The organism is Marinimicrobium sp. C6131, from assembly GCF_026153455.1.
Taxonomy (GTDB): domain Bacteria; phylum Pseudomonadota; class Gammaproteobacteria; order Pseudomonadales; family Cellvibrionaceae; genus Marinimicrobium.
Genome location: NZ_CP110629.1, coordinates 2,873,611 through 2,899,237 on the forward strand (window position 1 = coordinate 2,873,611; position 25,627 = coordinate 2,899,237).

Consider the following 25,627-nt stretch of genomic DNA (forward strand, 5'->3'; position numbering starts at 1 on the left):
GTGTCTCTGGTTATACACGCCCTTTCAGGCTATAGAGCGGCTCCAATAACCACTCCACGATCGATCGTTCACTCAGTTTGATATCCGCCGTCAACGTCATTCCCGGCTTCAACTGTACGTGCCCGCCAAAGGCGGTGACGGCTTTTTCGGGAAGCCGGGCCTTCACGATATACACCGGCTCCTGGAGGGCTATGGGTGATCGGGTCAACTCGCTGGGCAGCATGATGCTGTTAGAGACATCAATCACCTCGCCCGAGTAAAAGCCGAATTTCTGATAGGGGAAGGCATCGTAACGGATTTTCAACAACTGCCCGGCCTCCACAAAACCGACTGCTCGAACGGGCACCATAAGCTCCGCCATTAGATCCGCCTGCTCAGGCACAATAGTCAGTAAAGGCTGCTGCCCGCTGACATCGGCTTTTTGCCCCGGGCTTGCTTGAAGGTTATTGACTACACCCGTCGAGGGCGCCTTGATGACATAGGCTCGCTCACCGTGAAGACGCGCGATTTGCCTCGCGATATCTCCCAAGGACGTACGCAACTGATCCAGTTGGTCCTGCTCCTCAATGGGCAACAGCGCAATCTGTGTATTCAGTCGTCGAATGTCCGTCTGCTGGCGGAGTTTTGCCCGAACGAGACTTTGGCGTTCGCTGTCAATTTCGAGAGCCTGGGCGAGGATTTTATTGTAGTCGTCTTCAGACACATGGTTTTTCTCCAGAAGCGATTGGTACCGCCTATGACGATCGGCCACGATGTCTTCACGTTGTCCAAGGGTCGTCAATTGCTGATCGATCAACTCGAGATCCTTTTTGGCGGCATCAATCTGCGCTTCCAGGTCGGCGTAGCGGTTTTCGTATAACGTCTGGGTTCTCTCCATCTGCTCCAGCACCCGCTCTTTCTGAGCGGTGTACTCGTCCAGCAGTTGCGCCTCCAGCGCGGTTCCACCCACCAGAAACCGATCGCCATTCACAACGGCCAATGGTTGGCCTTCGGTCACCGATTCGCCTTCCGATACCAGGATCTGCTTTATGATGCCCGGCGAATCCGGGTAGACACGGGTAACACCGGACTGCGGCTCCACCCAGCCAGACACGGTTTCTTTACGGGCGTATTCATTGGAGAACAACCAGAACGCGAGCAATGCAACCCACAGAAGGAGAAAAGCGGTGAGCACCACATAGGAGGCTTTTGGCAACAGGAGTAGTTCGCCCTGTAGCCGACCCTTTTTAAACTCCAGTGCCTGTTCCCGAAATAACTGAGGCATTCCTTTTCGTTTCCCTTAATAATAGCTCATAGAGTTATCAACCCTTCTGCCAAGAAGGGAAATTTCTTAAGGTCATCCTGTCAAATCCTTCCCGTAGAATCTTGTGCTAAAATTTATACTTTTTTCTATATGGAGAAATTAACGACACGAATGATTCTATTAGCATAAAACGTCCCTGTTTTTTTGACCGTCAAAACGATATCAAAAACATATATTTTCCACTAGTTGAAAAAAAATATCTATGCCCCCATAGTTATTTGATTTTAAGTTCTTCCAGCCTATTCATCAAGTCGCTGTTATTGACTTTTCCATCGTAAAACAGAACGCGTACACCATTACCCGGAACACCCAGAGTAATCTGATCGCGGACGTCGAACCGCTCTCCGGTATCCGCATCGCGCCACTCACCCTCGTTCAACCAGCGATCGACACTGATGCTGGCGGCGTCGTCACCCTTGTTCAGAAGCACCAGCGCAGTCTGCGCCTGATGTTCATCCTGATACACGCGCAGGAAGGAGGCGGTGTCACCGTCGAACTCCAGGTTCGCCTGCAGACCTTTCTGCAGCGCCACGGATTCCTGACGGATATGGGCGATGTGACTCAGGTTCTCCGCAATGGGGTGCTGCTTTGCCTGGTCGATTCCCGCTTCGCCAAAGTAGTTGCGGTTACCTTCATGCTCCTTGGTACCGGGCATAAAGCCAATTTCCGAACCGTAGTAAATGGACGGGATACCCCGTGAGGTAAACAACCAGTTATTGGCATTGATGTAAGCCTTGGTGCCCCCATCCATACGCCGGATATCGTGATTTTCGTAGAAGGAAACCAACTCGTAGGGATTGTGGTACGGGCTTTCTTCCAGATGCAGGTAGCTCAGAATGTCGGAATAATCACTGTCCGGGTTTTCGAACACTGAGGTGATAGTTTCCTGCGCAGGGAAATCCAGCAGGCTCAGACCGCCATTCTCCGGCTGGGTATGTTCGCCCAGAAATTCAGCATCGAACACGAAGCTTTCGCCGAACATGAAAAAGTCCGGGTGCTCCTCGCGAATCCGGTCGGCAAACTCCTTCCAGAATTCATGGGGTTTGTGCCGCAATGTATCGATACGGAAGGCCGCCGCGCCCTGGTCAATCCACTGCAGGTAGGCACCGACCACGTAGTCCATGACCGCCGGGTTATCCGCATCGAACTTGCCCAACTGCGCCAGATCTTTTTCCCGCTCGTAGAAAGCATGTAGCGGGTTGTTGGGGTTAAGCTGTTCCGGTTCGAGGTTTTCGTGGTCGGCAATCAACTCACCATTGGGGCCGTAGACCTCGCCGAACATCGGCTGGTCTTCTTCCATGGAATAGGCAGGAGAGCTGTGGTTGGCCACAATATCCAGCACGATTTTCATGTCGTGCTCTTCCCGCAGACGACGGGTCAGGTCGGCAAAGGTCAGCCCCTCGGACTCCCAATGCTCATCCACTTTATAAAAGTTGGTGCCCCAGTAGCCGTGAAAACCGGTTTTACCACCGTCCCCCGGCTGGGCAAAGCCCACCGGATCACCGCCATTAAAAGCCTGATTGGGATTGTCGACAATCGGCGAGATCCACAGCGCCGTGATACCCAGCGACTTCAGATACTCCGCGTTATCGAGGATGCCCTTGAAGTCCCCGCCCAGATAACCGACATTGGCCTCTTTGCCATCGGGACCCGGCAGGGGCACATCGAAGGTGGGGAACTCGCCGCCCTGATCTTCGTGGTTGTTGGCCGGATCGCCATCCACAAAACGGTCGGTGAGCAGAAAGTAAATGGCCTCCTCGGCAAACGCGTCCTGCGTACCGTAATAATGCGGCCGTTTTTCGGTCGAGGTAGAGGCACAGGCGGCCAGAGCCACCGCGGTGGCGAGAATACTTAAACGGGTTGTCAGTGCGCGCTTCATGCGTCGACTCCTTCATCATTCACAATCAGGGTAGCGGCGGCGGCTACCAGAAACGATACGCCGCCGGCCACGAGTACCCAAATGGCCTCGCCGCCGAACAGCTTGTTCAGTATCAGCCCCAGCAGGCTGCCGGCAATAATCTGCGGGATGACGATAAAGAAATTGAAGATCCCCATGTAAACGCCCATTTTATGGGCCGGCAGTGAGCAGGAGAGAATCGCGTAGGGCATGGACAGGATGGACGCCCAGGCAAACCCGACGCCCACCATGGACACCAGCAGCCAGGCCGGATCGCGAATGACTATGAATGAAATCAGGCCCGCTGCGCCCAGGCAAAGGTTCACAATATGTGCGCCTTTGCGGCCCAGCTTTCTCGCCAGTAGCGGAATTACGATCGCCGCCAGCGCCGCAAAACCATTGTAGGCACCAAACAGAACCCCCACCCAGTCGGCGCCGTCGTTATACAGTTTGGAGGAAGTGTCGAGCGTCTCGTAGTGATAGCTGGTCACCGCACTGGTGGCGTAAATCCACATGGAGAACAGGGCAAACCAGGAAAAGAACTGAACCACCGCCAGTTGGGCCATGGTCCTGGGCATATGAAAGAGGTCGTGAGCTACCTGATAGACTCCATTGTTGGTTTTTCCATTGCGCAGCATATAACCGGCCACCAGTTGCAGTACGCCGACACCCCCCAGAAGCCCGGCCAATACAATCACCTCTTTCTGTAACCCAAAGGTGTACACCGCAATCGCTACCAGAGCACCAGCCACCACAAAGGCCAGCCCCCACGCGCCATAGGAAGCGGAGGACCGGGTTTCAACCTCTACCGGTGCGGCCTGCTTCTGCTGCGCCTTGAATTGTTCGAACGCCGCCAGCTCTTCGGGGCTGTACTCACGGGTCTTGATCACCGTCCAGAGCACCGCCAGTAACAGGATGGCGCCGCCGATCCAGAACGAGTAGATGACCGAATCCGGAATGATACCGGGCTCGGCGGTATTACTGATGCCCAACCAGTTGGTCATGATCCAGGGCAGGAGCGAAGCCACCACGGCGCCGATGCCGATAAAAAAGCTCTGCATGGCAAAGCCTTTGGTGCGTTGCTTGTCCGGCAGCATATCGCCGACGAAGGCCCGGAAGGGTTCCATGGAGATATTGATGGACGCATCGAGTATCCAGAGCATACCGGCGGCCACCCACAGCGTTGGGGAGTGGGGCATGTACAGCAGGGCGAGACTCGCAAAAATGGCGCCAAACAGAAAATAGGGGCGGCGACGGCCCAGCCGGTTCCAGGTTTTATCACTCATATAGCCAATGATCGGCTGCACCAGCAGGCCGGTAACCGGCGCCGCCAGCCAAAGAAAGGCCAGGTCATCAATGGGGGCGCCGAGAGTCTGAAAGATACGACTGACATTGGCGTTTTGCAGGGCAAAACCAAACTGAATGCCCAGAAATCCGAAACTCATGTTCCAGATCTGCCAAAAACTGAGTTGGGGTTTTTGATTCATATCGATCACTTGTTATCCGTTATCAGATGCTTTTAGCTTAGCATGTTCACACCCATGGAAAGCCAGCCGTTCAAATTAAGGAAGCAGACCCGACGCGGCAATAGCTTGCATACGTATTCATCCCAATCTGTCTTTTTTTTGAGCGTTTTTCCGGCTCGACAGACAATGCATACGTATGTAGCGTATTGCTGACAATTCCGGCGCTAACGTATATTGGTCCCACATCGAATAAGGCCGGGCATTCAACGACCCCGCCCACACAACGAAGACAATAATGTGTCAGGGCTTCTCGCTATGAACTCTTTACTGACTGTTGCAAACGGCCCCTGCCGACTGGGCCGGTATGAACTTCCCGCGGAGGTAACCCATGCAAACTAACCCTTGGTGGCGTGGCGCCGTCATTTATCAGGTTTACCCCCGCAGCCTGATGGACAGCAATGCCGACGGCATTGGTGACATTCCGGGCATCATCGACAAGCTGGATTACATTGCCAGCCTCGGGGTGGACGCCATCTGGGTATCCCCCTTTTTCAAGTCGCCCATGAAAGACTTCGGCTACGACATCAGCGACTACCGCGATATCGACCCTATTTTCGGCAATCTGGATGATTTTGACCGTCTTATCGAACGGGCTCACGCCAAGGGGATCAAGATCATCATCGATCAGGTGCTGAGCCACACCTCCGACCAGCACGCCTGGTTTGAAGAAAGCCGCCAGTGTCGCGACAACCCGAAAGCCGACTGGTATGTGTGGGCCGATCCCCGCGAAGACGGCACGCCGCCGAACAACTGGCTCTCCATCTTCGGCGGCTGCGCCTGGGAGTGGGAGCCCCGCCGCGAGCAGTATTATCTGCACAATTTCCTGAAAAGCCAGCCGGACCTGAACTTCCACAACCCGGAAGTGCGGGCCGAGATTCTCGATGAGATCGAGTTCTGGCTGAAGAAGGGTGTCGACGGGCTTCGCCTGGATGCGATCACGTTCTGCTTCCATGATCAGCAGCTGCGCGACAACCCCGCCAAACCCAAAGAAGAACGAAAAGGCCGCGGCTTTTCCGAGGACAACCCCTACGCGTTCCAGTACCACTGGTACAACAATGATCGACCGGAGAATCTGCAGTTCCTGGAGTCGGTTCGCGAGCTCATGGACCGCTACCCGGGCTCGGTCACACTCGGGGAGATCTCATCCGAGGACTCTTTGGCCACCATGGCCGAGTACACCAAAGGCGACAAGCGGCTGCATACCACCTACAGCTTTGAGCTGCTTGTGGAGAAGTTCAGCACACAGTACATCCGGGAAACGGTGGAAACCCTCGAGTCCCGATTGGGAGGAGGCTGGCCCTGCTGGTCCATTGGTAACCACGACGTGCGCCGGGTGATGACCCGCTGGGGCGGTGCCGACAAGCCGGATGCGCTGGCGAAACTGTTCAATGCCATGATGTTATCCCTGCGCGGCAGCGCCTGCAGCTACCAGGGGGAAGAGCTCGGTTTGACTGAAGCGGACATTCAGCAGCATGAGCTACAGGACCCTTACGGCATCACCTTCTGGCCACGCTTCAAGGGGCGCGACGGGTGTCGCACCCCGATGCCCTGGCAGCATGACCAACATCAGGCCGGCTTCTCTACCGCTCCCTCCACATGGCTGCCCATCCCCGAGGAACATAAGGCCCGGGCCGTGGATATACAGAACGAAGATCCGAACTCGGTGCTCAACGCTTATCGTACCTTTATTAATTGGCGCAATGACCAACCGGCGCTGCGACTGGGAGATATCGAATTCCTGAATGCACCGGAAGGGCAGATGCTGTTTACCCGGCGCCATGACGACCAGTCACTTCTGGTTGCCATGAACTTTACCGGTCAGGAAACCACCCTGGCGCTGAATGGTTTATCGGCGGGGACCGCACTTGAAGGGCATGGCTTCATCGGCGCACGGATTGAAGGTCGACAGGTCATCCTGCCCGCCTACGGCGCGGGCTACTTCCAACTGGACGCTTGACCGCCACTGCGAACAACGCTCTCGCGAGACACAGCGCCAAACGCCGACTGATTTTTCATCAGTCGGCGTTTTTTATGGGTATCGCCCGCAACCGTCATACAAACTGATATCAAACCGGATTCACTTTGCATACGTATTCAATCGGTTGTCAGCCGAAAACCGGCTTTGAATACGTATGCAATGAATTGCCCGCCTATACCCGATGGGATAGCCTGAGTTTCAGCAGGAAATTAGCGGAACATCGCTGGAACTGGAAACGCCCGCACTGAAATCATCAGTGACTGGCACCAACTTTTATCACTGCTCAACGCTTAACCATAATAACCTATGAAAGGGGATTGTTAGATGATGAACACCAAGAAGCTCATGCTCCCATCCGTGATAGGCTGCCTCGCCGCCGGAATGACCGTTGCTCCCGCCTACGCTCAAGACCAGGAAGCCGGCATGCTCGAGGAAGTGGTGGTGACCGGTATTCGCCGCAGCCTCATGAACTCCATCGCCATCAAAGAGAACTCTTCCTCCATTGTGGAAGTGGTATCCGCCGAGGACATCGGTAAACTGCCCGATACCAGTATTGCCGAGTCACTGGCACGCTTGCCCGGTCTGGCCGGTGAGCGGGTCAACGGCCGCACCAGCGGCATCTCCGTTCGCGGCTTCAACGAAGACTACGTTGCGACCACCATGAACGGTCGTGAACTGCTCGGCATCGGTGACAACCGTGGCGTTGAGTACGATCTGTACCCCTCTGAAATCATTTCCGACGCTGTTGTTTACAAAACCATGCAGGCTGATCTGGTAAACCAGGGCCTCGGTGGTGTCGTTGACCTGCGCACCCTGCGTCCGCTGGAAAACGATCGCATCATCAGCTTTAACGGTAACTACGAAGTCAACGGCATGGAGTCCGCCAACCCGGACTACGATGACACCGGTCACCGTCTGGCCTTCACCTACTCGGACACCTTCGCCAACGACACCATGGGCTTCGCCGTAACACTGGCCTCCATGGAATCGCCCAGCCAGGAAGAGAACGTCCGTATCTGGGGTTACCCTGAGGATCCCAACTCCGGGAATTTCATTTTCGGTGGTCATGACTCCTATGTCCGCTCTGCCACCATGGAGCGCGACACCGTCTCCAGCGTATTCCAGTGGGAGCCCAACGAAGACCTGAGCGTTACCGTTGACGCGCTGTACATCGACTTCCTCGAATCCAAGGTCTTCCGTGGTTTTGAAGAAGGTGGTCCGGTCTGGAGCGGCGCGAACTACACCGCCGGTGACGTTGAAGACGGCCTGGTCATGAATGGCGTTTTCGACGGTTTCCACAGTGTGATCCGCAACGACGGTGAAGACAAAGACGGCGAACTGACCACTTTCGGTTTCAATGCCGAATATCAGATCAATGACACCTGGTCAGCCGAACTGGATTTCGCCACCAGCGAATCCACCAAAGACCTGATCAATATCGAGAGCTACTCCGGCACCGGCCGCGCCGGCACCACCCAGCAGGGTGATCCGGCAGCCCGCGCCTGGCAGCAGGTGTCTCCTGAAGGTGTCATGTTCAGCGAACACCCCACCATCGATATGCCTGACTACACCGATCCGGCAGGCATTCGCCTGGCTGGTCCTCAGGCCTGGGGTGGCGCCATTGCCCAGCGCGTCGGTGGCAAAGACAATGCTCAGGACGGCTTCGTCAACTATCCGCGTTTTGAGGAAGAGCTGGACACCCTGCGTCTGTCCACCACCGCAGCGATCAACGGTGACTTCTTCCAGAGCGTTGAGCTGGGCCTGAACTACTCCGACCGCACCAAGAGCAAGGTCAACTACGGTGCCTTCCTGGTCGCTCCCGGCTTTGACGCCGATGAAGCGCGTGAAGACCAGACTGCCCTGTCTTTCACAGACCCGGCTCTGGAGCCCTACTATGTCGGCACGACCAACCTGAGCTTCCTGGGCCTGGGTGGCATGGTGGCGTACGATGGTGTGGGCATGTACCGCGACGGTGTCTACACTGAAATCGACGCAACCGAGTTTGAAACTGCACGCCTGGGCGACACTTACTCTGTCACCGAAGAAGTGGTTACCGCTTATGCCAAGGCCGATTTCGAAACCGGCATCCTGTCCGGTAACTTCGGTGTTCAGATTATCGATACCGACCAGAGCTCGGATGGCTTCGCGAGCGTTGCGCGCGAAGACGACGACACCGGTCTGGTCAGCGTAGTCGCCACCCCCGTCAGCGGTGGTGATGATTACCTGAAGATCCTCCCGAGTCTGAACATGAACTTCCAGATGACGGACAACCAGATCGTTCGCTTTGCGACCTCCAAGACCCTGTCTCGGGCCCGTATGGATGACATGCGCGCAAACAACACCATCAACTTCAGCTTTGACAACGGCCGTCGCGAAAGCGCCGATCCCGAGTTCAGTGCCTGGAGTGGCTCTGGTGGCAACCCGAACCTACGTCCGCTCGAAGCGGTTCAAACTGACCTGTCCTATGAATACTACTTCACCAACGACGGCTATGTAGCGGCTTCCTGGTTCTACAAAGATTTGCTCAACTGGCACATCAGCCAGGACGTGATCACCGACTTCGAGCCCTATTTCATCGAAGGCTATCACGATGCCGGTGTGGACAACTTCCAGTCTTTCCAGGGCCCGACTACCTCTATTGCCGAACTGGGTAAAGGTAAAGTGGAAGGTATTGAACTGCAGGGCAGCTTGCCGTTCTACACCTTCAGTGAAACGCTGGACGGTTTTGGCCTCATTGCCGCGGCGACCTTCCTCGACGGCGCCATCGAGTATGATGGTGAGCAGCAGGAAATCCCCGGCCTGTCCGAGGAATCCTATCAGTTGACCGTTTACTACGAGAAGAACGGTTTCGAGTTCCGCGTCAGTGGTCGCAAGCGTGACGAATTCCTGACCGAAACCCGTGGCCTCAGCCTGGCACTGACTCCGACCACGGACCAGGGCTCTGAGCTGTGGGACGCACAGATCGGTTATGACTTCGGTGCCGGTGGCTTCGACTCGCTTGACGGTCTGAGCATCACTCTGCAGGCGCAGAACCTGACCGACGAAGAGACGGTAGCTGCGGAGGATGATGATCCCCGCCGGATTACGTCATACCAGACCTTCGGCGCTAACTACCTGCTCGGTGTGAACTACCAGTTCTAATCAGGGCATGAAGGAAAGCCCCTGCTATAGTGAAGAGCTGTAGCAGGGGCTTTTTTTTGGCTGGAGATAACGACGTGAATCATTCCATAAAAAACGTACTGATTGTGGGCGGGGGCTCGTCCGGTTGGATGGCGGCCGCCGTGCTGGCCCGATTTTTCAGCAAACAGATAAAGATTCAACTGGTGGAGTCGAGTGAAATCGGCACCGTGGGTGTTGGCGAGGCCACGATTCCCCCCATCAGAACCTTCAATGACGTATTGGGTATAAAGGAAGCCGACTTCCTGAAGCAGACCATGGGCACCATCAAACTCGGCATTCAGTTTGAGAACTGGAACCAACCGGGTGATAGCTATATGCACGCCTTCGGTGAAATCGGGCGCAACCTGGGCGTTGCCGGTTTTCATCACTATTGGCTGAAAGCCCGACAGGCGGGGGTGGCCGAAGATTTCTGGCGGTACTCGCTCAACGAACAGGCCGCTCGGCATAACCGCTTTGCTCCCATGGAAACCATTCCCGGCACTCAGTTCCCTGGGCTTACCCACGCGTATCACCTTGATGCCGGACTGTATGCACAGATGTTGCGCGCCTACAGCGAAAAGCTCGGCGTCAAGCGCATTGATGGCAAAATTCAGACGGTCGACAAGGATCCCGAATCCGGCGATATCGCCGCCGTTCAGCTCGAATCCGGTGAGCGTCTGGCAGCGGATCTGTTTATCGACTGCTCGGGTTTTCGCGCGCTGTTGATCGGCGAAGCACTGGATGTCGACTACGAGGACTGGAGTCACTGGCTGCCCTGTGATCGCGCCCTTGCGGTTCCCAGCGAAGCAGCAGAAACCATCACGCCGTATACCCGGGCCATCGCCCACGAGGGTGGCTGGCAATGGCGAATCCCGCTCCAGCATCGCACGGGTAACGGCCTGGTCTACAGCCACCGCCACCTGAGCGACGATGAGGCGGCGCATACCCTGTTGTCCAACCTGGACACCCCCGCGCTGGCGGACCCTCGCCCCATCCGTTTTAAAACCGGACGCCGGGTTCAGCAGTGGTGCCAGAACGTCGTGTCCCTGGGCCTGTCCAGCGGCTTTCTGGAGCCTCTGGAATCCACCAGCCTGCACCTGGTTCAGCAGGGGCTGACCCGACTGATCAAACTGTTCCCACGCAACGGCATACAGCCGAGCGATATTGAGGAGTACAACCGGCAGTCGCAGATCGAGTTCGAAAAAATCCGCGACTTCATCATCCTGCACTATCACCTGAACAGCAAAACCGACAGCCCCTTCTGGCGCATGTGCCGTGAGGCGCCCAAGCCGGAATCACTGCTCCGACGAATTGACCTGTTTGCCGGCTCGGGGCGGGTGTTTCGCGAACAGGACGAACTGTTCAGCGAAACCGCCTGGGAGCAGGTGATGATCGGCCAGGGCATTACGCCACAGGACTACCACCCGCTGGTAGACAACCTTGAAGACCAACAACTGCGCGAGTTTATGAATTCCTGGCAGCGGATTGTCGACAAAACCGTCGCCCAGATGCCCTCTCACAACGACTTTATTGCCTCAATCAAGTAGTGGATACCCCATCATGATACGCCTGACCTTGTTCCTTACCCTGCTCCTTGGAATACCCGCCGCGCTTGCCGACCCCATTGACCGCGTGGAGCCACCGTTCTGGTGGGCGGGCATGCACAATTCCAACCTGCAGCTGATGATTCACGGTGACCGGATTGCCCAGTGGTCTGTGAGCCTGGAGCATCCCCGGGTCTCGCTGACTGAAGTGCACCGCGTCGAGAGTGAAAACTACCTGTTTGTCGATCTTGACGTTCGCAATACCTTCCGGGGCGGGATCGTCACCCTGCAGTTTGTCCATGAAAACGGCGATGCCTTCCAGCATGACTACGCGTTCCACACCCGCCGAAAAGACTCCGCCGACCGCAACGGCTTTAACACGACGGATGCCATCTACCTGATCACCCCGGATCGTTTTGCCAATGGCGACCCGAGCAATGACAGCCTGGCCGAGCTCAAAGAGGCCGCGAACCGGGACAGCAGCGTCGGTCGTCACGGCGGCGACCTGGACGGCATGATCCAGCATCTGGATTACATTGCGGACATGGGCTTTACCGCCATCTGGCCAACTCCCATGCTGGAAAATGATCAGGCCGAGTATTCCTACCACGGCTATTCCATTACCGATTTCTATCGGGTAGATCCGCGCTTTGGTGACAATGAGGACTATCGCCAGCTCAGCCTGCAAGGCAAAGCCAAAGGCGTGGGTCTGATTCAGGATATGATTCTCAACCATATTGGGTCCGGTCACTGGTGGATGGACGACCTGCCCACCGACGACTGGCTGAACTTTCAGGGCGAATTCGTCCCCACCACCCATTACCGGACCAGCGTTCAGGATCCTTACGCGGCGGACATCGATAAACAGGAGTTTGCCGACGGTTGGTTTGTGAAATCCATGCCAGACCTGAACCAACGCAACCCACTGGTCGCCAATTACCTGATTCAGAACAGCATCTGGTGGATCGAGTACGCCGATCTTTATGGCATCCGTACCGATACCTATTCCTACTCCGACAAGGATTTCCTGACCGAGTGGACCCGCCGCATCATGGCGGAATACCCCAACTTCAATATTGTCGGTGAGGAGTGGAGCACCAATCCCAATGTGGTGTCCTATTGGCAGCGCGGCAAAGACAATAAAGACGGTTATGTGTCCTATCTTCCCAGCGTAATGGATTTCCCCATGTACGACGCCCTGCGCACCGCACTGACGGAAGACGAAGCCTGGGACCGGGGTTTGATTCGCGTCTACGAAACCCTGGCGGACGACAATCTCTACGCGGACCCGATGAGCCTGGTCATTTTTGCCGAGAACCACGATACCAGCCGACTGTACAGCCTGATTGATGAGGACCTGGAGCGGTTCAATATCGCCATGACCCTGCTGGCCACAATGCGCGGAACCCCTCAATTCTTTTACGGTTCGGAAGTGCTCGCCACCAGCCCGAAGACCCGGGACGACGGCGCCGTGCGCAGTGACTTTCCCGGCGGTTGGGCCGGAGATACGCGCAACGGGTTCACCGGCGAAGGCCTGACGGATACCCAACGTTCTGCTCAGGCATACCTCCGTCAGTTACTCAACTGGCGGCAGGACCAGGAGGCCATTCACCACGGCGACCTTCTGCACTTTGCCCCCCACAACGGCGTTTATGTGTTTGCCCGCTACACCGGGGAGCAGCGCATTCTGGTGGCGATCAATCACACCGGGGAGACCCGTCAACTCTCTAACGAGCGTTACGCACAGGCCATCGATGGTCACCGTTCAGGTACCGATGTCCTGAGCGGCGAAACCCTGTCCCTGGATAACGACCTGACACTCGAGCCGATGAGCGCCCGCATTCTGGAACTGCACTGACGGAAGCCATGCCATGAAAAAACCCTGGATCGCCACGGCGCTTCTGGCCTCATTGGCCGGATGCGCCCAGTCGCCCAAACCGATCGACAGTACGGATAGCCCGGAACCCAATGCCGGCAAACCCGTCGTCTATCAGATGTTCACCCGCCTGTTCGGGAATACCGAGACCACCAACAAGCCCTGGGGCACTCTCGAGGAAAACGGCGTCGGCAAATTCGCTGACATCACCGATACCGCGCTTCGGGAGTTGAACGCACTGGGGGCGACTCATATCTGGTACACCGGCGTACCCCATCATGCCGTGATCAACGACTACACCGATTACGGCATTTCCCTGGATGACCCGGACGTGGTCAAAGGCCGCGCCGGCTCACCTTATGCGGTCAAGGATTATTACAACGTCAACCCGGATCTGGCCGACAACCCGGCGCAGCGCCTGGCGGAATTCGAAGCGCTGATTGAACGTACTCACGACAACGGCCTGAAGGTCATTATCGACATTGTTCCCAACCACGTGGCCAGGGATTACGATTCCATCAGCCGCCCGGAGGGCGTCGATAACCTCGGTGCCCGGGATGATGACTCTGTCACCTATGCCCGTGACAACCAGTTCTACTATGTGGTCGGCGAACGCTTCAGAGTCCCCGAGCCCGAGGGCGGCTACCAACCCCTGGGCGGCGATGACCACCCGCTCGCCGATGGCCTGTTCGCGGAAAACCCGGCCAAATGGACCGGTAATGGCGCCCGTGCCGCCCAGCCGGATTTCAATGACTGGTATGAAACCGTAAAGATCAATTACGGGGTAAGACCCGACGGTACCTACGACTTCCCCCGCCTGCCGGACGACTATGCCGAGCGGTCGATCCAGGCTCATCACGCTTACTGGCAGGAACAGGACCTGCCGGACTCCTGGTATAAAATGCGCGACATTGCCCACTATTGGCTGGACAAAGGCGTCGACGGTTTCCGGTACGACATGGCGGAAATGGTACCGGTGGAATTCTGGAGCTTTCTGAACGCCTCCATCAAAGTGAAATACCCCGACGCCTTTCTGCTTGCGGAAATTTACAATCCGGACGCCTACCGCGATTACATTCACCTGGGGAAGATGGACTACCTCTACGCCAAGGTGGATATCTACGATACGCTGAAACCCATCATGCGCGACGAAGCCGGTACCGATACCCTGCCTCCGGTGCGCGACGCGCTCGCGGACATCGATCAGCACATGCTGCTGTTTCTCGAGAACCACGATGAGCAACGCATTGCCCACCCGGAATTTTCGGGCGACGCACAAAAAGGCAAGCCGGCCATGGTGGTTTCCGCGCTCTGGGGACGGGGCCCGGCGATGATCTATTTCGGACAGGAAGTGGGCGAAGACGCCGATGAAGATGCCGGTTTCGGCAAAGCCAGCCGGACCACCATTTTCGACTACTGGGGCGTGCCCGCCCACCAACGCTGGATGAACGACGGCGCTTTCGACGGTGGCCAGCTCAGAGAGGAAGAGGCCGCGCTGCGCGAATTTTACCAGCGTGTTTTACGTCTGGCACGGGAGGAGCCCGCCGCCGACGGGCAGATCATGGACCTGCACGACCATCAGCGCCAGTACAGCAATCGCTACACCGACGAGCTTTACACCTGGGCCCGTTGGTCGGGTTCACAGCGGTGGTTGCTTGTCAGTCATTTTGGCGATCAGGCGGCAACCGAAGTGGCACTGAAGCTGCCGCGCGAACTGATCGCTGAGTGGCAGTTGGTGCCGGGGCAGTACACACTTCGGGATCGGCTCGACTCAGATCGGACCGCGACCCTGACCGTGAACGAGCAGGGCGCGGGTACCGTGATCCACCTGGAGCCACTGTCATCTGCCGTGCTGGAACTTGAGCGTTAGTCGATATTCAGCAGAAACCGCAGCGGAATTTCCAGCCGGGCGCGCCACGCCGCTTCACTGTGGGGCGCGCCGTCAAAGCGAAGACTCTGCCAGTCTGCACCACGCCGATAGCCTTTGGCCGCCATGATCCGGTCCATGTCCCGCTGATAGGGACCGTAGGCCGCATCCAGCGTTTCAGTGCCGTGATCGAAGTACCAACGGTGGACGCCCGGCTCCGGCAGATGGGTTTCAAGATACCGGACCACGGCACCGTCGCCGGCGGGCCAATGGCTCGACAGGCAGGCCGCGGCGCCAAAGACCTCCGGGTGCTCGGCAACGGCATAGGCCGACAGCAAGCCCCCCATGCTCGAGCCCATGATGGTGGTATGCTTGAGGTCCGTTCTGGTAGCGTAGTGCCGGTCGATAAACGGCTTCACTTCCTCAACGAGGAAACGCAGATAAGCATCGGCCCGCAACGCTGACTGCGCCACATCCGGAACGCCGTGAATGCCCATGGATACCGCGCCCTGAGTCTGCGCCTGTTCAGGCATGTATTCGGCAAATCGCTCCGGCGTGTTCCAGATGGCCACTACAATCGGAAGCGCGATATCGGACTCGCTTGCCAGACGCGCCAGGGTTTCATCCAGCCCCCATTCCTCACCACCGTAGGATTCCTCCGCTCGAAACAGGTTCTGGCCGTCCTGCGCGTAAATAACCGGATGGCGTTGGCCAGTGTGTGGATACCCCGGCGGCAGCCAGACATCGACTATACGGGCCGGCACTTCGGCAGAGGGAAACGCCTCATAACGATGAAGCGTTCCGAACGAAAGCCCCTCATCAATCAGTCGATGCTCGGGCGCGGCGGACACGCACCCGGTCAGTAGCATTACAAAGCACCCGAGCGGTAACAATACTTTCATAATAAACCTGATATTTATCAAAAGAGACTATGACAATCGGCAATTTTTAGAACCAAACGCAGTAACGAATATTCATGGTATTCGAAGGATAACGCGAAACCCCCGCCGCCCGGAAAATGCATACGTATTCATAACGGTGAGACGACCTGCATACGTATGCAGGCTATTGAGCCGTCCGTCGCCCCGTTCTACGATGAAGTCATGGCTTGGGAACTCTCCTTCCTTGCCAGCCCAGGATCACTCCTGGGCCGTTTTTTGAAACCTTACGGTTTTACCCTACTCTCTCATTGCTTTGTGTTGGGAAACTTTGGCGCAGTCTACTGCGCCTTTTTTTTACCCGGCCGTTCGTGCTGTCGATCCTGTCCGGTCGGGTACCAATAAACATAACAGTAACCAGTAAGCTTGGAGATACAATAATGAACGATAATACCCGTAACGGCCGGGCTATGCCCCGGTGGTTAATGCATAGCGCACGCGCCCTGCCCGTGCTCGCTCTGGCGATCGGCGCTCAAGCCGACCATACCTCAGACCCCTCAAGTGTCAGCATCCCGGGTAATCTCAATCCCGCGATGGGCTGCTCGGGCGAATGGCAGCCGGACTGTACCGATGCCGCCCTTGAAGCGGGCGCGGATGGTATCTGGCGCGGCAGTTTCACGCTTCCGGCCGGCGACTACGAATACAAAGCGGCTATCAACGGCAGTTGGGATGAAAACTACGGTGCGAATGCAACCTCCGGTGGTGACAACATTCCCTTGAGTGTGTCCGAAGAGGAGGACGTCCGGTTTTACTACAGTCACGATAGCCACTGGGTGGCCGACAGCGTCAATCATGTCATCGCCGCGGCGGTCGGTGATTTCCAGAGTGAATTGGGTTGCCCCGGTGATTGGCAGCCGGATTGCATGATTGCCTGGGTTCAGGACATCAACAACACCGGTATCTATCAATACACCACCACTGACATTCCCGCCGGCAACTACGAGGCAAAAATCGCCCTGAACGAGACCTGGGACGAGAGTTACGGCGTAGACGGTGGCAATGTGCCTTTTACCGTTGAGGCGGACGGCGACGAAGTCACCTTCACCTATAACAGTCTGGACAATAGTGTGTACGTGGGCGATGTCATTTCCGCTGGCGATCTGAGTCAATCCAAAGCGTACTGGCTGAACGAGAACACCATTGCCTTCGCGGTCACACCGGACGCCAATGTCCAACTGCACTTCGATGCTCAGGCGGACATGACCAGCAGCCCCGAGGGCGTTTCTGGCGGCGAAGCCATCACGCTGACCCACGATGCCAATGGCATGAGTGATGCGCTGGCCGAAAAATTCCCTCACCTGGCCAACTACCCCGTATTCACCATTGCCGAAGCGGACCTCGAGCAGATCGGTGACATTCTGAAAGGGCAGATCGCCGTGTCGGCCAGCAACGAAGACGGCAGCCTGGTCGATGCCACCGGCGTGCAGATTCCGGGTGTGCTGGATGATCTGTACACCTACGACGGCGACCTGGGCCCGGTGTATGACGACGGTGTTCCCAGTGTGCACCTGTGGGCACCGACCGCCCAGAACGTCACCTTCCTTCTGTACTCCGACAGCCACACGGATACCGCGCCCACCGAGCTCCCCATGACGCTCAACCCGGAAACCGGCGTATGGAGTATCACCGGCGATGCGAGCTGGGATCGGCAGTACTATCAATTCGACGTGGAAGTGTACGTCCCGCAGACCGGAAACATTGAAACCAACCGCGTCACCGACCCGTACACCCTGAGCGCCAGCACCAACGGTCAGCGCAGCCAGTTGGTCAACCTCGACGATGACGACCTCAAGCCCGAAGGCTGGGATACCCTGACGAAGCCGGCGTTCACCGCCCCCGAAGACATGGTGGTGTACGAAGTACATGTGCGCGACTTCAGTGTCAGCGACAGTGAAGTGCCGGAGGACTATCGCGGCAAGTTCAAGGCCTTCACCGTCGCGGACAGCCTGGGCATGACCCACCTGAAGTCCCTGCAGGAAGTCGGTCTGAGTCACGTACACCTGCTTCCCGTCAATGACTGTGCCACCATTCCGGAAGATCCGGCCGACCAGCTGACACTTCAAGACGACCTGTCCCAGTACGCCCCGGACAGCACCGAGCAGCAGGCGGCGGTCAGTGCCATTCGCGGCAGCGACGCCTTCAACTGGTGCTACGACCCGCACCATTTCAACACCCCGGAAGGCAGCTACGCCACCGACCCGGATGGCGTGGCCCGCATTATCGAATTCCGCGAAATGGTGCAGGCCCTGAACGAAGCCGGACTGCGGGTGGTGGTCGATGTAGTCTACAACCACACCAGCCAATCCGGCCTTGGGGACAAATCCGTTCTGGATAAAGTGGTACCCGGTTATTACCACCGACTGAACAGCAGTGGCAATATCGAGCGCAGCACCTGCTGTGAAAACACCGCCTCCGAGCACGCCATGATGGAGAAATTCATGGTGGACTCACTGATGACCTGGGCCGAGCTGTACAAGGTCGACAGCTTCCGCTTTGACCTGATGGGGCATCACAGCAAAGCCAATATCCTCAAGGTCAAGGAGCAGCTGGCCACACTGACCGACGAAGAACACGGTGTGAACGGCGAGCATATTTATCTGTACGGCGAAGGCTGGAATTTCGGCGAGGTGGCCGACAATGCGCGCTTTGAACAGGCCACCCAGATCAATATGGCCGGCACCGGTGTGGGCACCTTCAACGATCGCTTCCGCGATGCGGTGCGCGGCGGCAGCCCGTTCGATAGTGGGGTCAATCATGTCATCAACCAGAGCTTCATCAACGGTCTGTATTACGATCCCAATGCCGAAAATGACGGTAGCTCCGATGAACTGGAGCGGTTGATGACCAGCACCGACCGCATCCGCATTGGTCTGGCCGGCAGTCTGAAAGACTTTGCGTTTATCGATTGGCAGGGGAACGAGGTGACCGGTGATTACGGCGCGGCCGTGGGCTACACTCTGGACCCGCAAGAGTCGATCAATTATATCGAGAAGCACGATAACGAAACCCTGTTCGACATCAACCAGTACAAGATCCCGCTGGATCGTACGCCGGAAGATCGGGTACGGGTGCACAACATGGGTACCAGCCTGGCGTTGCTCGCTCAGGGCGTTCCGTTCGTGCAGGCCGGCCAGGAGTTGATGCGCTCCAAGTCCATGGATCGCGACAGCTACGATTCCGGCGACTGGTTCAACCTGCTGGACTACAGTTATCAGCAGAACGGCTGGGGCCGTGGCCTGCCGCCGGCCCACTCCACAGAGGCGAGCTGGGATACAATTCAGCCGCGGCTGGCGGATGAGACTCTGGCGGTGGAAGAGGCGCATATCCTGAGCAGCCTGGCGCACTTCAAGGAGATGCTGGCCATCCGTCACAGCTCAAAACTGTTCCGTCTGGAAACCGGCGCTGCGATTAACGAACAGGTGAGCTTCCACAACACCGGCGCCGAGCAGAAGCCGGCACTGGTCGCCATGCACATTGCCGATGGCAGTGATGACGTCGACCCGGAGCGGGACGCGGTGATGGTATTGTTCAATGCCCACGTGGATGCTCAGACGTTGAGCTCCGAGGACTGGACCGAAGCAGAATGGGAACTGCACCCGCTGCAGCAGGCCTCCGACGATGAAACGGTTCAGGGCGCCACTTTTGATGCCGAAACCGGCACCTTTACGGTACCCGCACGCACTACCGCGGTGTTCCAGATCGCGCAGGCCGATACCGGCGACGATGACGACACCGACGGCGGCAATGACGACGATACCGATGGGGACAGCGAAACTCCCGGACCGGATCGCGGCAGTAGCGGCAGTGCCAATCCCGGATTGCTGTTGATGTTGCTGGCGTTCGCCGGGATCCACCTGGTATCCCGCCGGAGCTGATCTGACCACGCAAAAAAAATCCGGGGGTGATACCACCCCCGGATTTTTTTTGCTCACACTCCCGGTGATCAGTCGCAGATTTCGCCGGTCACCTCGGGGGTTTCAGCACTGCCGGTACCCTGGAAGCCAAACTCCACAGAGCTCCCTGGTGCAATCGTGCCATTCCAATCCATATTACTGGCAGTGTACGGGCCCGAACCCGACAGCTCGGCACTCCAACCATTGGTTACCTGGGTATTGCCGCTGTAATCCCAGGACACTTCCCAACCGTTGATGGTCTCGGAACCGTTGTTGGTGATGACAATCCCGGCCACGAAACCGGAGCCCCAGTCGCTGTTGATGACGTACTCGCAACTGGCACCACCATTGCCACCATCATCGCCGTCATCCGCTTCGTCCACCTGCAGGAAGGCGCCGCTGTAGGCGGACGGCACTTGCGCGTATACGCGGTTGTCCGTGGCACTCTGAGCCGGCTCAACGTCACCGTCATCGTTCAGCACTCCAACCCGTACATCGGTGTTTTCCCCGTTGACGGCTTGTGCAAACTCATAGGTCCAGACAGTAGCATCACCATTGTCGACCACAAACGGTGTGCTCGGCAGGTAAACATCAGCCCCTTCGTTGGTCACCAGACGCAACTGCACCTCGTCGCCTGCGCTGAGCGTTTGTGCCGCGTTGGTCAGCGGTGCCACATCTTCCCAGCTGGTGCCGGTGGAGGGTACGTGGGTGAAGCTGAAGGAATCGGTGTCCGAACCATCGGCGTTGTTCACCTGAACCCGGACAGTCACATCGCTCTCGGACTGCGGCTCGGCCAGGGTCAGTACCGTACTGGCGTCCGAGGTGCTGCTCAGAGAGTAGAGGGAGCTGTTACTGGCTTCCACGCTCCAGTTATAGCTGAGGTTGCTGCCGGATGAGCCAGAGGCACTGAGCTGAATCTCGCCGGCACCGGCAAACACGCTGTTTGCCGGCGACGCGGTCAAATCAGCCACGACCGGATCCGGTTGCGGATCACCCCCGTTGTCACCATCGAACTGCACATCAATACAGCCGTGGAAACGCTCATAGGTGAAGTAGTTGCGGCCCCACTCGCCGTAAATGACGTGACGCCCGGTGCGCTCCGGCACCACACACTCGGTATGGAACAGCGAGCTGCCCTTCTCCGGTGTGATGTTCGGCGTGGCGCCGGGGTTGGTATCGTCATAGCCGGTGAGGTCACAGAAGGGCTCACTCTCAAAGTCGTCCCAGGTCAGCGGTTTACCCACCTCATACTGGAAGTCCGGCTTGGTGATGTAGTAGACGAATTCTTCGGTGTCATCAAAGTGCGGGCCCCAGGAAATGTCCCAGGTGATGGTCAGGGGCCCGGGGCTGATGTCGTTGGTGGGCCAGTCGATGGCCTTGTCCCAGGGTGTGGCACCGCCCTGCCAGGTCTCACTGTCGAACCCACAGACATTATCGGGCAGTGGAGAAACCCCCTTGCGCCCCAGATCGTGCGTCAACACACTCATGAACTGGTAGCCGCCATTGAAGTCGTCCTCGAAGGCCTGGGCACAGGCACTGCCGGGCTCGGCGGTGTCGGGCTTGGAGATCGCGCCACAGAACCAGTTGCGTGACGCCGGTTCCGACATCACGCCATGTCCCATCACACTGGCGGACAACATCAGGGTAAATGAACCGAATAACAACGATTGGTACCGCATAGATAGTCCCTCTTATAGTCAATTATTAAATAACGATTTCGGGTACAACAATCCCACAAAGCCTTACGGCTCTGGTGCCGAAACGGGTTGGGATCGCGGGTAGCTTCGTGTTTTTGGAGGGAAGAAAATATGAAGCCGGACACATCTCGTACAACCCGTGACCGACATTTCAACAAGTGGGCACAAAAGTCCACGGGCCCTCAAAGTTGAGGCCAACGTCAACCGATCATCCGGCACGACAGACGTGTCCCAGTGGCTTTACAATTCCGGAACACTTTGACGACTGCGGGAGGTATTCGCTTGCCAACATCCTACAACGACTGGCAACACTTGCTGGACGATGTTCGCCGCTGCACCCTGTGTGCCCCCTCACTCCCCCTGGGGCCGCGGCCGGTCCTGCAATTTCACCCGGACGCCCGCATCCTGGTGGCCGCTCAGGCGCCGGGACGGCGGGTGCACGACACCGGGCTGCCGTTCAATGACCCCAGTGGCGACCGGTTGCGGGACTGGATGGGCATCGACCGCGAGACCTTTTACGACCCCACCCAACTGGCCATCATCCCCATGGGCTTCTGTTACCCGGGCAGGGGCCGCTCCGGCGACCTGCCGCCGAGACCCGAGTGCGCCCAAACCTGGCACCACCACCTGCTGGCGAAACTGCCCAACCTGGAATTGACCCTGGTGATCGGCCAATACGCCCACGCCTACCATCTGGGCAAAAGCCGGGGTACCCTGACCCAACGGGTGGCCAACTGGCGGGACTACTGGCCCGATAAGCTGCCCATGCCCCACCCCAGCCCCAGGAACAACCTGTGGTTGCGGCGCAATCCGTGGTTTGAGGCGGAGGTGGTGCCGGCACTGCGGACGCGGGTGGCCGGCCTGTTACACCCATAACCATGGAAATTGGCGCTAAATTGCCTTAGCCTTGAACCCATTCGACGTGCGGAGTTCTAACCGCCTGAGCTACCGGCTTCATCATGATGAGGATTACCATGTTCGATCAACTTCGTCCGGGCTTCTACCGCCAGACTCTCCGTGCCTTGAGCGGCTCGCTGCTCGCCATGCTGTTACTGAACGCTTCCGCCATGGCCGAGACCGAGTCGCCCGCCGAGTCAGCCGCGGCTCCCATTATCAAAAGCCACGCCTTCGCCGCCCGGGGTGAGCCCAAATACGGACCCGACTTCGAGCACTTTGACTACGTCAACCCCGATGCACCCAAAGGGGGACAAATCGTTCTGGCCGAAATCGGTACTTACGACAATTTCAATCGCTATGCCCAGCGGGGCGACCCGGCGGCCATGAGTGGCGAACTGTACGATCCGTTGATGGCGGCCAGCGATGACGAGATTGGCGTCTATTACCCGCTGATCGCCGAAAGCCTTGAATACCCCGAGAACTACGCCTGGGTGATTTTCAATATCAACCCGGAAGCCCGGGATCAGGCCGGAAAACCGGTCACCGCCAAGGATGTGGCCTTCACGTTTGACAAGCTGATGGATCAGGGCGTGCCCTTTGTCAGAAACCACTACAAGAATGTGATTCAGGCGGAAGTGTTGGACGAGCACCGGGTCAAGTTTCATTTTGAAACCCCGAGCCGGGAAGATATACAGAACCTCGTGGATCTGCCGGTATTTCCCTCCCACTACTGGCAGGATCGGGACCTGTCCGAGCCGCTGGACAAGCCACCGGTGGGCAGCGGCCCCTATCGCATCAGTGAGTACAAAATGGGCCAGAGCGTCACCTATGAGCTGGTAGACGATTATTGGGCGGCCGACCTGCCCAGCCGCAAGGGCCTCAATAATTTCAGAACCATGCGCTACGACTATTACCGGGACACCAATGTCGCGCTGGAGGCCTTCAAGGCGGGTGAATACGACTTCCGCCAGGAGAATGTGGCCAAGCAGTGGGCCGAAGATTACGACGTGGCGGCAGTGACCCGCGGCGATATTCAGCGAGACGAGCTGGCTCACGATATTCCCCAGCCCGCCCAGGGGTTTGTCTTCAATATTCAACGCGAGCTGTTTGCCGACCGACGCGTCCGTCAGGCGATCAACTATGCGCTGGATTTCGAATGGATGAACAAAAATCTGTTTTACGATCAGTATCAACGCACCTACAGCTTTTTCCAGAACACGCCCTACATGGCCGAGGGCGAGCCCTCCGAACGGGAGATGAGTATTCTGGAGCCGTTCCGTGATCAGCTTCCGAAAGAAGTGTTCGGCGAGGTCTGGGTGCCCAACCAGACCGATGGCTCGGGCAATATTCGCCCGGCGCTACGCAAAGCCATGGCGCTGCTCAAGGACGCCGGCTGGGAGCTGAAAGACGGCAAAATGGTGCACGGAGAGAGCGGTAAGCCGTTTGAATTTGAACTGCTGATTTACTCCTCTACGGGCGAGCGAATCGGCCTGCCGTTCAAGCGCAACCTGGAGCGTCTGGGCATTACCATGAACCTGCGCCAGGTCGACAGCACCCAGTTTCTGAACCGATTGCGCTCCCGGGATTACGATATGATTTTCCAGGGCTATCGGGCAAACCCTTACCCCCACCCGAATATGCGCATTACCTGGCATTCGGACTATGTGGACTCCACCTATAATCAGGCGGGCGTTCAGGACCCGGTGATTGATGCCCTGATCCGGGGCATTGAGGAGCATCAGCAGGACGACGATATGCTGTTGGCCTATGGCCACGCCTTTGATCGGGTGGCGCGCTGGAACTTTTACCTGGTCCCCCACTGGCACTCCAGCTACTTCCGCATCGCCTACTGGAATCAGTTCGATCGGCCGGAAAAACGGCCCGAATACGCCATCGGCCTGAGTACCTGGTGGTTCGACGACGAAAAAGCGAAGAAACTCACACGCTAGTGCGTCGTTTAACGCGGAGTAAGCTGTTGTGACCGCCTACCTCATTCGCCGGCTGCTGTTGGTCGTTCCCACCCTGCTGGCGATCATCACACTCAATTTTTTTATCGTCCAGGCCGCCCCCGGCGGCCCGGTGGAGCAGATGCTGGCAAGCGCGCTTGACGTCCAAGGCACGGACCTCGATCGGGTCAGTGGCGCCGCATCGGGCGAAGTGGCCCAGAACTCCGGGGACAGCCGAGGGGCCCGCGGCCTGGACCCGGAAGTGATTGCCGAAATCGAACGGCAGTTCGGGTTCGACAAGCCGCTCTGGGAGCGCTACGTCATCATGCTCAAGGACTATCTGGTGTTTGACTTCGGTGACAGCCTGTTTCGGGCCCGCTCGGTGATCGAGCTGGTCATCGAGCGCTTGCCCGTCTCCTTGTCACTCGGGCTGTGGAGCACCCTGTTGATCTATACCATCTCCATTCCTCTGGGCATCCGCAAAGCCGTGCGACATCATTCCCGGTTTGATGTCTGGACCAGTTGGGTGGTGGTCATCGGCAACGCCATTCCGAGCTTTCTGTTTGCGATTCTGTTGATCATCCTGTTTGCCGGCGGCTCCTACTTCAACTGGTTCCCGCTGCGTGGCCTGGTGTCGGAGAACTTTGACGAACTGCTCTGGTACCAGAAGATCCTCGATTACTTCTGGCATATGGCGTTGCCCGTACTGGCGTTGACCATCGGCGGTTTCGCCAGCCTGACGATGCTGACCAAGAACTCGTTTCTGGATGAGATCAATAAACAGTACGTCATGACGGCCAAGGCCAAAGGCGCTACCGAAAAACGTATTCTGTACAAGCACGTATTCCGCAATGCCATGCTGATCGTGATCGCCGGATTCCCCGCCACCTTCATCAGTATGTTTTTTGCCGGATCGCTGCTGATTGAGGTGATTTTCTCCCTCGAGGGACTGGGCCTGCTCGGATTTGAGTCCACCTTACAGCGGGACTATCCGGTGATGTTCGGCACCCTGTACATTTTTGGCCTGCTGGGATTGTTGATCGGGATTATCAGTGACCTGGCTTACACCTGGGTGGACCCCCGCATTGATTTTGAATCCCGTTAGG

At 57.4% G+C, this 25,627-nt stretch carries 14 protein-coding genes; 9 read left to right on the top strand and 5 right to left on the bottom strand.

The window, feature by feature from the left end:
- Positions 1-10: 10 nt before the first annotated feature.
- The 3 genes from OOT55_RS12440 to OOT55_RS12450 all read right to left on the bottom strand — a co-directional run bounded on the left by OOT55_RS12440 (position 11) and on the right by OOT55_RS12450 (position 4,687).
- A complete protein-coding gene (locus OOT55_RS12440) occupies positions 11-1,264 on the bottom strand; it encodes an HlyD family secretion protein (protein WP_265366188.1) in 1,254 nt (417 codons plus the stop codon).
- Positions 1,265-1,517: 253 nt separating this feature from the next.
- The gene (locus OOT55_RS12445) at positions 1,518-3,182 is read right to left on the bottom strand and encodes an alpha-amylase family glycosyl hydrolase (RefSeq protein ID WP_265366189.1); all 1,665 of its coding nucleotides are present in this window, start codon (positions 3,180-3,182) and stop codon (positions 1,518-1,520) included.
- Positions 3,179-4,687, bottom strand: coding sequence for an MFS transporter (locus OOT55_RS12450; RefSeq protein WP_265366190.1), 1,509 nt, complete (start codon positions 4,685-4,687; stop codon positions 3,179-3,181). Before OOT55_RS12450 ends, OOT55_RS12445 begins: the two co-directional genes overlap by 4 nt.
- A gap of 367 nt (positions 4,688-5,054) precedes the next feature.
- Here OOT55_RS12450 and OOT55_RS12455 point away from each other — a divergent pair, with 367 nt between their 5' ends.
- From OOT55_RS12455 to OOT55_RS12475, 5 genes are all read left to right on the top strand, one after another.
- Complete coding sequence (locus OOT55_RS12455) at positions 5,055-6,683, top strand: alpha-glucosidase family protein (RefSeq protein ID WP_265366191.1); 1,629 nt, start codon at positions 5,055-5,057, stop codon at positions 6,681-6,683.
- A gap of 345 nt (positions 6,684-7,028) precedes the next feature.
- Positions 7,029-9,845 carry a TonB-dependent receptor gene (locus tag OOT55_RS12460; protein ID WP_265366192.1) on the top strand — a complete coding sequence of 939 codons (2,817 nt, stop codon included), beginning with the start codon at positions 7,029-7,031 and terminating at the stop codon, positions 9,843-9,845.
- A gap of 74 nt (positions 9,846-9,919) precedes the next feature.
- Positions 9,920-11,410 (top strand): tryptophan halogenase family protein, encoded by a 1,491-nt coding sequence (locus OOT55_RS12465; protein ID WP_265366193.1) that lies wholly within the window; start codon positions 9,920-9,922, stop codon positions 11,408-11,410.
- 13 nt (positions 11,411-11,423) lie between these two features.
- A complete protein-coding gene (locus OOT55_RS12470) occupies positions 11,424-13,265 on the top strand; it encodes a glycoside hydrolase family 13 protein (protein ID WP_265366194.1) in 1,842 nt (613 codons plus the stop codon).
- 13 nt (positions 13,266-13,278) lie between these two features.
- The gene (locus OOT55_RS12475) at positions 13,279-15,153 is read left to right on the top strand and encodes an alpha-amylase family protein (RefSeq protein WP_265366195.1); all 1,875 of its coding nucleotides are present in this window, start codon (positions 13,279-13,281) and stop codon (positions 15,151-15,153) included.
- Here the strand turns inward: OOT55_RS12475 and OOT55_RS12480 are convergent.
- Positions 15,150-16,052 (bottom strand): alpha/beta hydrolase, encoded by a 903-nt coding sequence (locus tag OOT55_RS12480; RefSeq protein WP_265366196.1) that lies wholly within the window; start codon positions 16,050-16,052, stop codon positions 15,150-15,152. The genes OOT55_RS12475 and OOT55_RS12480 overlap by 4 nt on opposite strands.
- A 416-nt stretch (positions 16,053-16,468) precedes the next feature.
- On the opposite strand from OOT55_RS12480, the gene pulA reads away from it, so the two are divergent.
- Positions 16,469-19,963 (top strand): pullulanase-type alpha-1,6-glucosidase, encoded by a 3,495-nt coding sequence (gene pulA / locus OOT55_RS12485; RefSeq protein WP_265366197.1) that lies wholly within the window; start codon positions 16,469-16,471, stop codon positions 19,961-19,963.
- 68 nt (positions 19,964-20,031) lie between these two features.
- On the opposite strand, the gene OOT55_RS12490 is transcribed toward pulA, so the two are convergent.
- On the bottom strand, positions 20,032-21,660 hold the full coding sequence (locus OOT55_RS12490) for a lytic polysaccharide monooxygenase (protein ID WP_265366198.1): 1,629 nt from the start codon (positions 21,658-21,660) through the stop codon (positions 20,032-20,034).
- A gap of 300 nt (positions 21,661-21,960) precedes the next feature.
- On the opposite strand from OOT55_RS12490, the gene OOT55_RS12495 reads away from it, so the two are divergent.
- The 3 genes from OOT55_RS12495 to OOT55_RS12505 all read left to right on the top strand — a co-directional run bounded on the left by OOT55_RS12495 (position 21,961) and on the right by OOT55_RS12505 (position 25,626).
- A complete protein-coding gene (locus tag OOT55_RS12495; protein WP_265366199.1) occupies positions 21,961-22,554 on the top strand; it encodes a uracil-DNA glycosylase family protein in 594 nt (197 codons plus the stop codon).
- A 98-nt stretch (positions 22,555-22,652) separates the two neighbouring features.
- On the top strand, positions 22,653-24,524 hold the full coding sequence (locus tag OOT55_RS12500; protein ID WP_265366200.1) for an extracellular solute-binding protein: 1,872 nt from the start codon (positions 22,653-22,655) through the stop codon (positions 24,522-24,524).
- 28 nt (positions 24,525-24,552) lie between these two features.
- Positions 24,553-25,626, top strand: a complete 1,074-nt coding sequence (locus OOT55_RS12505) for a microcin C ABC transporter permease YejB (protein WP_265366201.1) — start codon at positions 24,553-24,555, stop codon at positions 25,624-25,626.
- The last annotated feature ends 1 nt before the right edge of the window (position 25,627 follow it).

Coding starts and splice junctions, on each gene's coding strand:
- OOT55_RS12480 (WP_265366196.1), bottom strand. CDS start 16,052: ATGAAAGTATTGTTACCGCTCGGGTGCTTTGTAATGCTACTGACCGGG.
- OOT55_RS12450 (WP_265366190.1), bottom strand. CDS start 4,687: ATGAATCAAAAACCCCAACTCAGTTTTTGGCAGATCTGGAACATGAGT.
- OOT55_RS12490 (WP_265366198.1), bottom strand. CDS start 21,660: ATGCGGTACCAATCGTTGTTATTCGGTTCATTTACCCTGATGTTGTCC.
- OOT55_RS12475 (WP_265366195.1), top strand. CDS start 13,279: ATGAAAAAACCCTGGATCGCCACGGCGCTTCTGGCCTCATTGGCCGGA.
- OOT55_RS12500 (WP_265366200.1), top strand. CDS start 22,653: ATGTTCGATCAACTTCGTCCGGGCTTCTACCGCCAGACTCTCCGTGCC.
- OOT55_RS12455 (WP_265366191.1), top strand. CDS start 5,055: ATGCAAACTAACCCTTGGTGGCGTGGCGCCGTCATTTATCAGGTTTAC.
- OOT55_RS12460 (WP_265366192.1), top strand. CDS start 7,029: ATGATGAACACCAAGAAGCTCATGCTCCCATCCGTGATAGGCTGCCTC.
- OOT55_RS12440 (WP_265366188.1), bottom strand. CDS start 1,264: ATGCCTCAGTTATTTCGGGAACAGGCACTGGAGTTTAAAAAGGGTCGG.
- OOT55_RS12470 (WP_265366194.1), top strand. CDS start 11,424: ATGATACGCCTGACCTTGTTCCTTACCCTGCTCCTTGGAATACCCGCC.
- OOT55_RS12445 (WP_265366189.1), bottom strand. CDS start 3,182: ATGAAGCGCGCACTGACAACCCGTTTAAGTATTCTCGCCACCGCGGTG.
- pulA (WP_265366197.1), top strand. CDS start 16,469: ATGAACGATAATACCCGTAACGGCCGGGCTATGCCCCGGTGGTTAATG.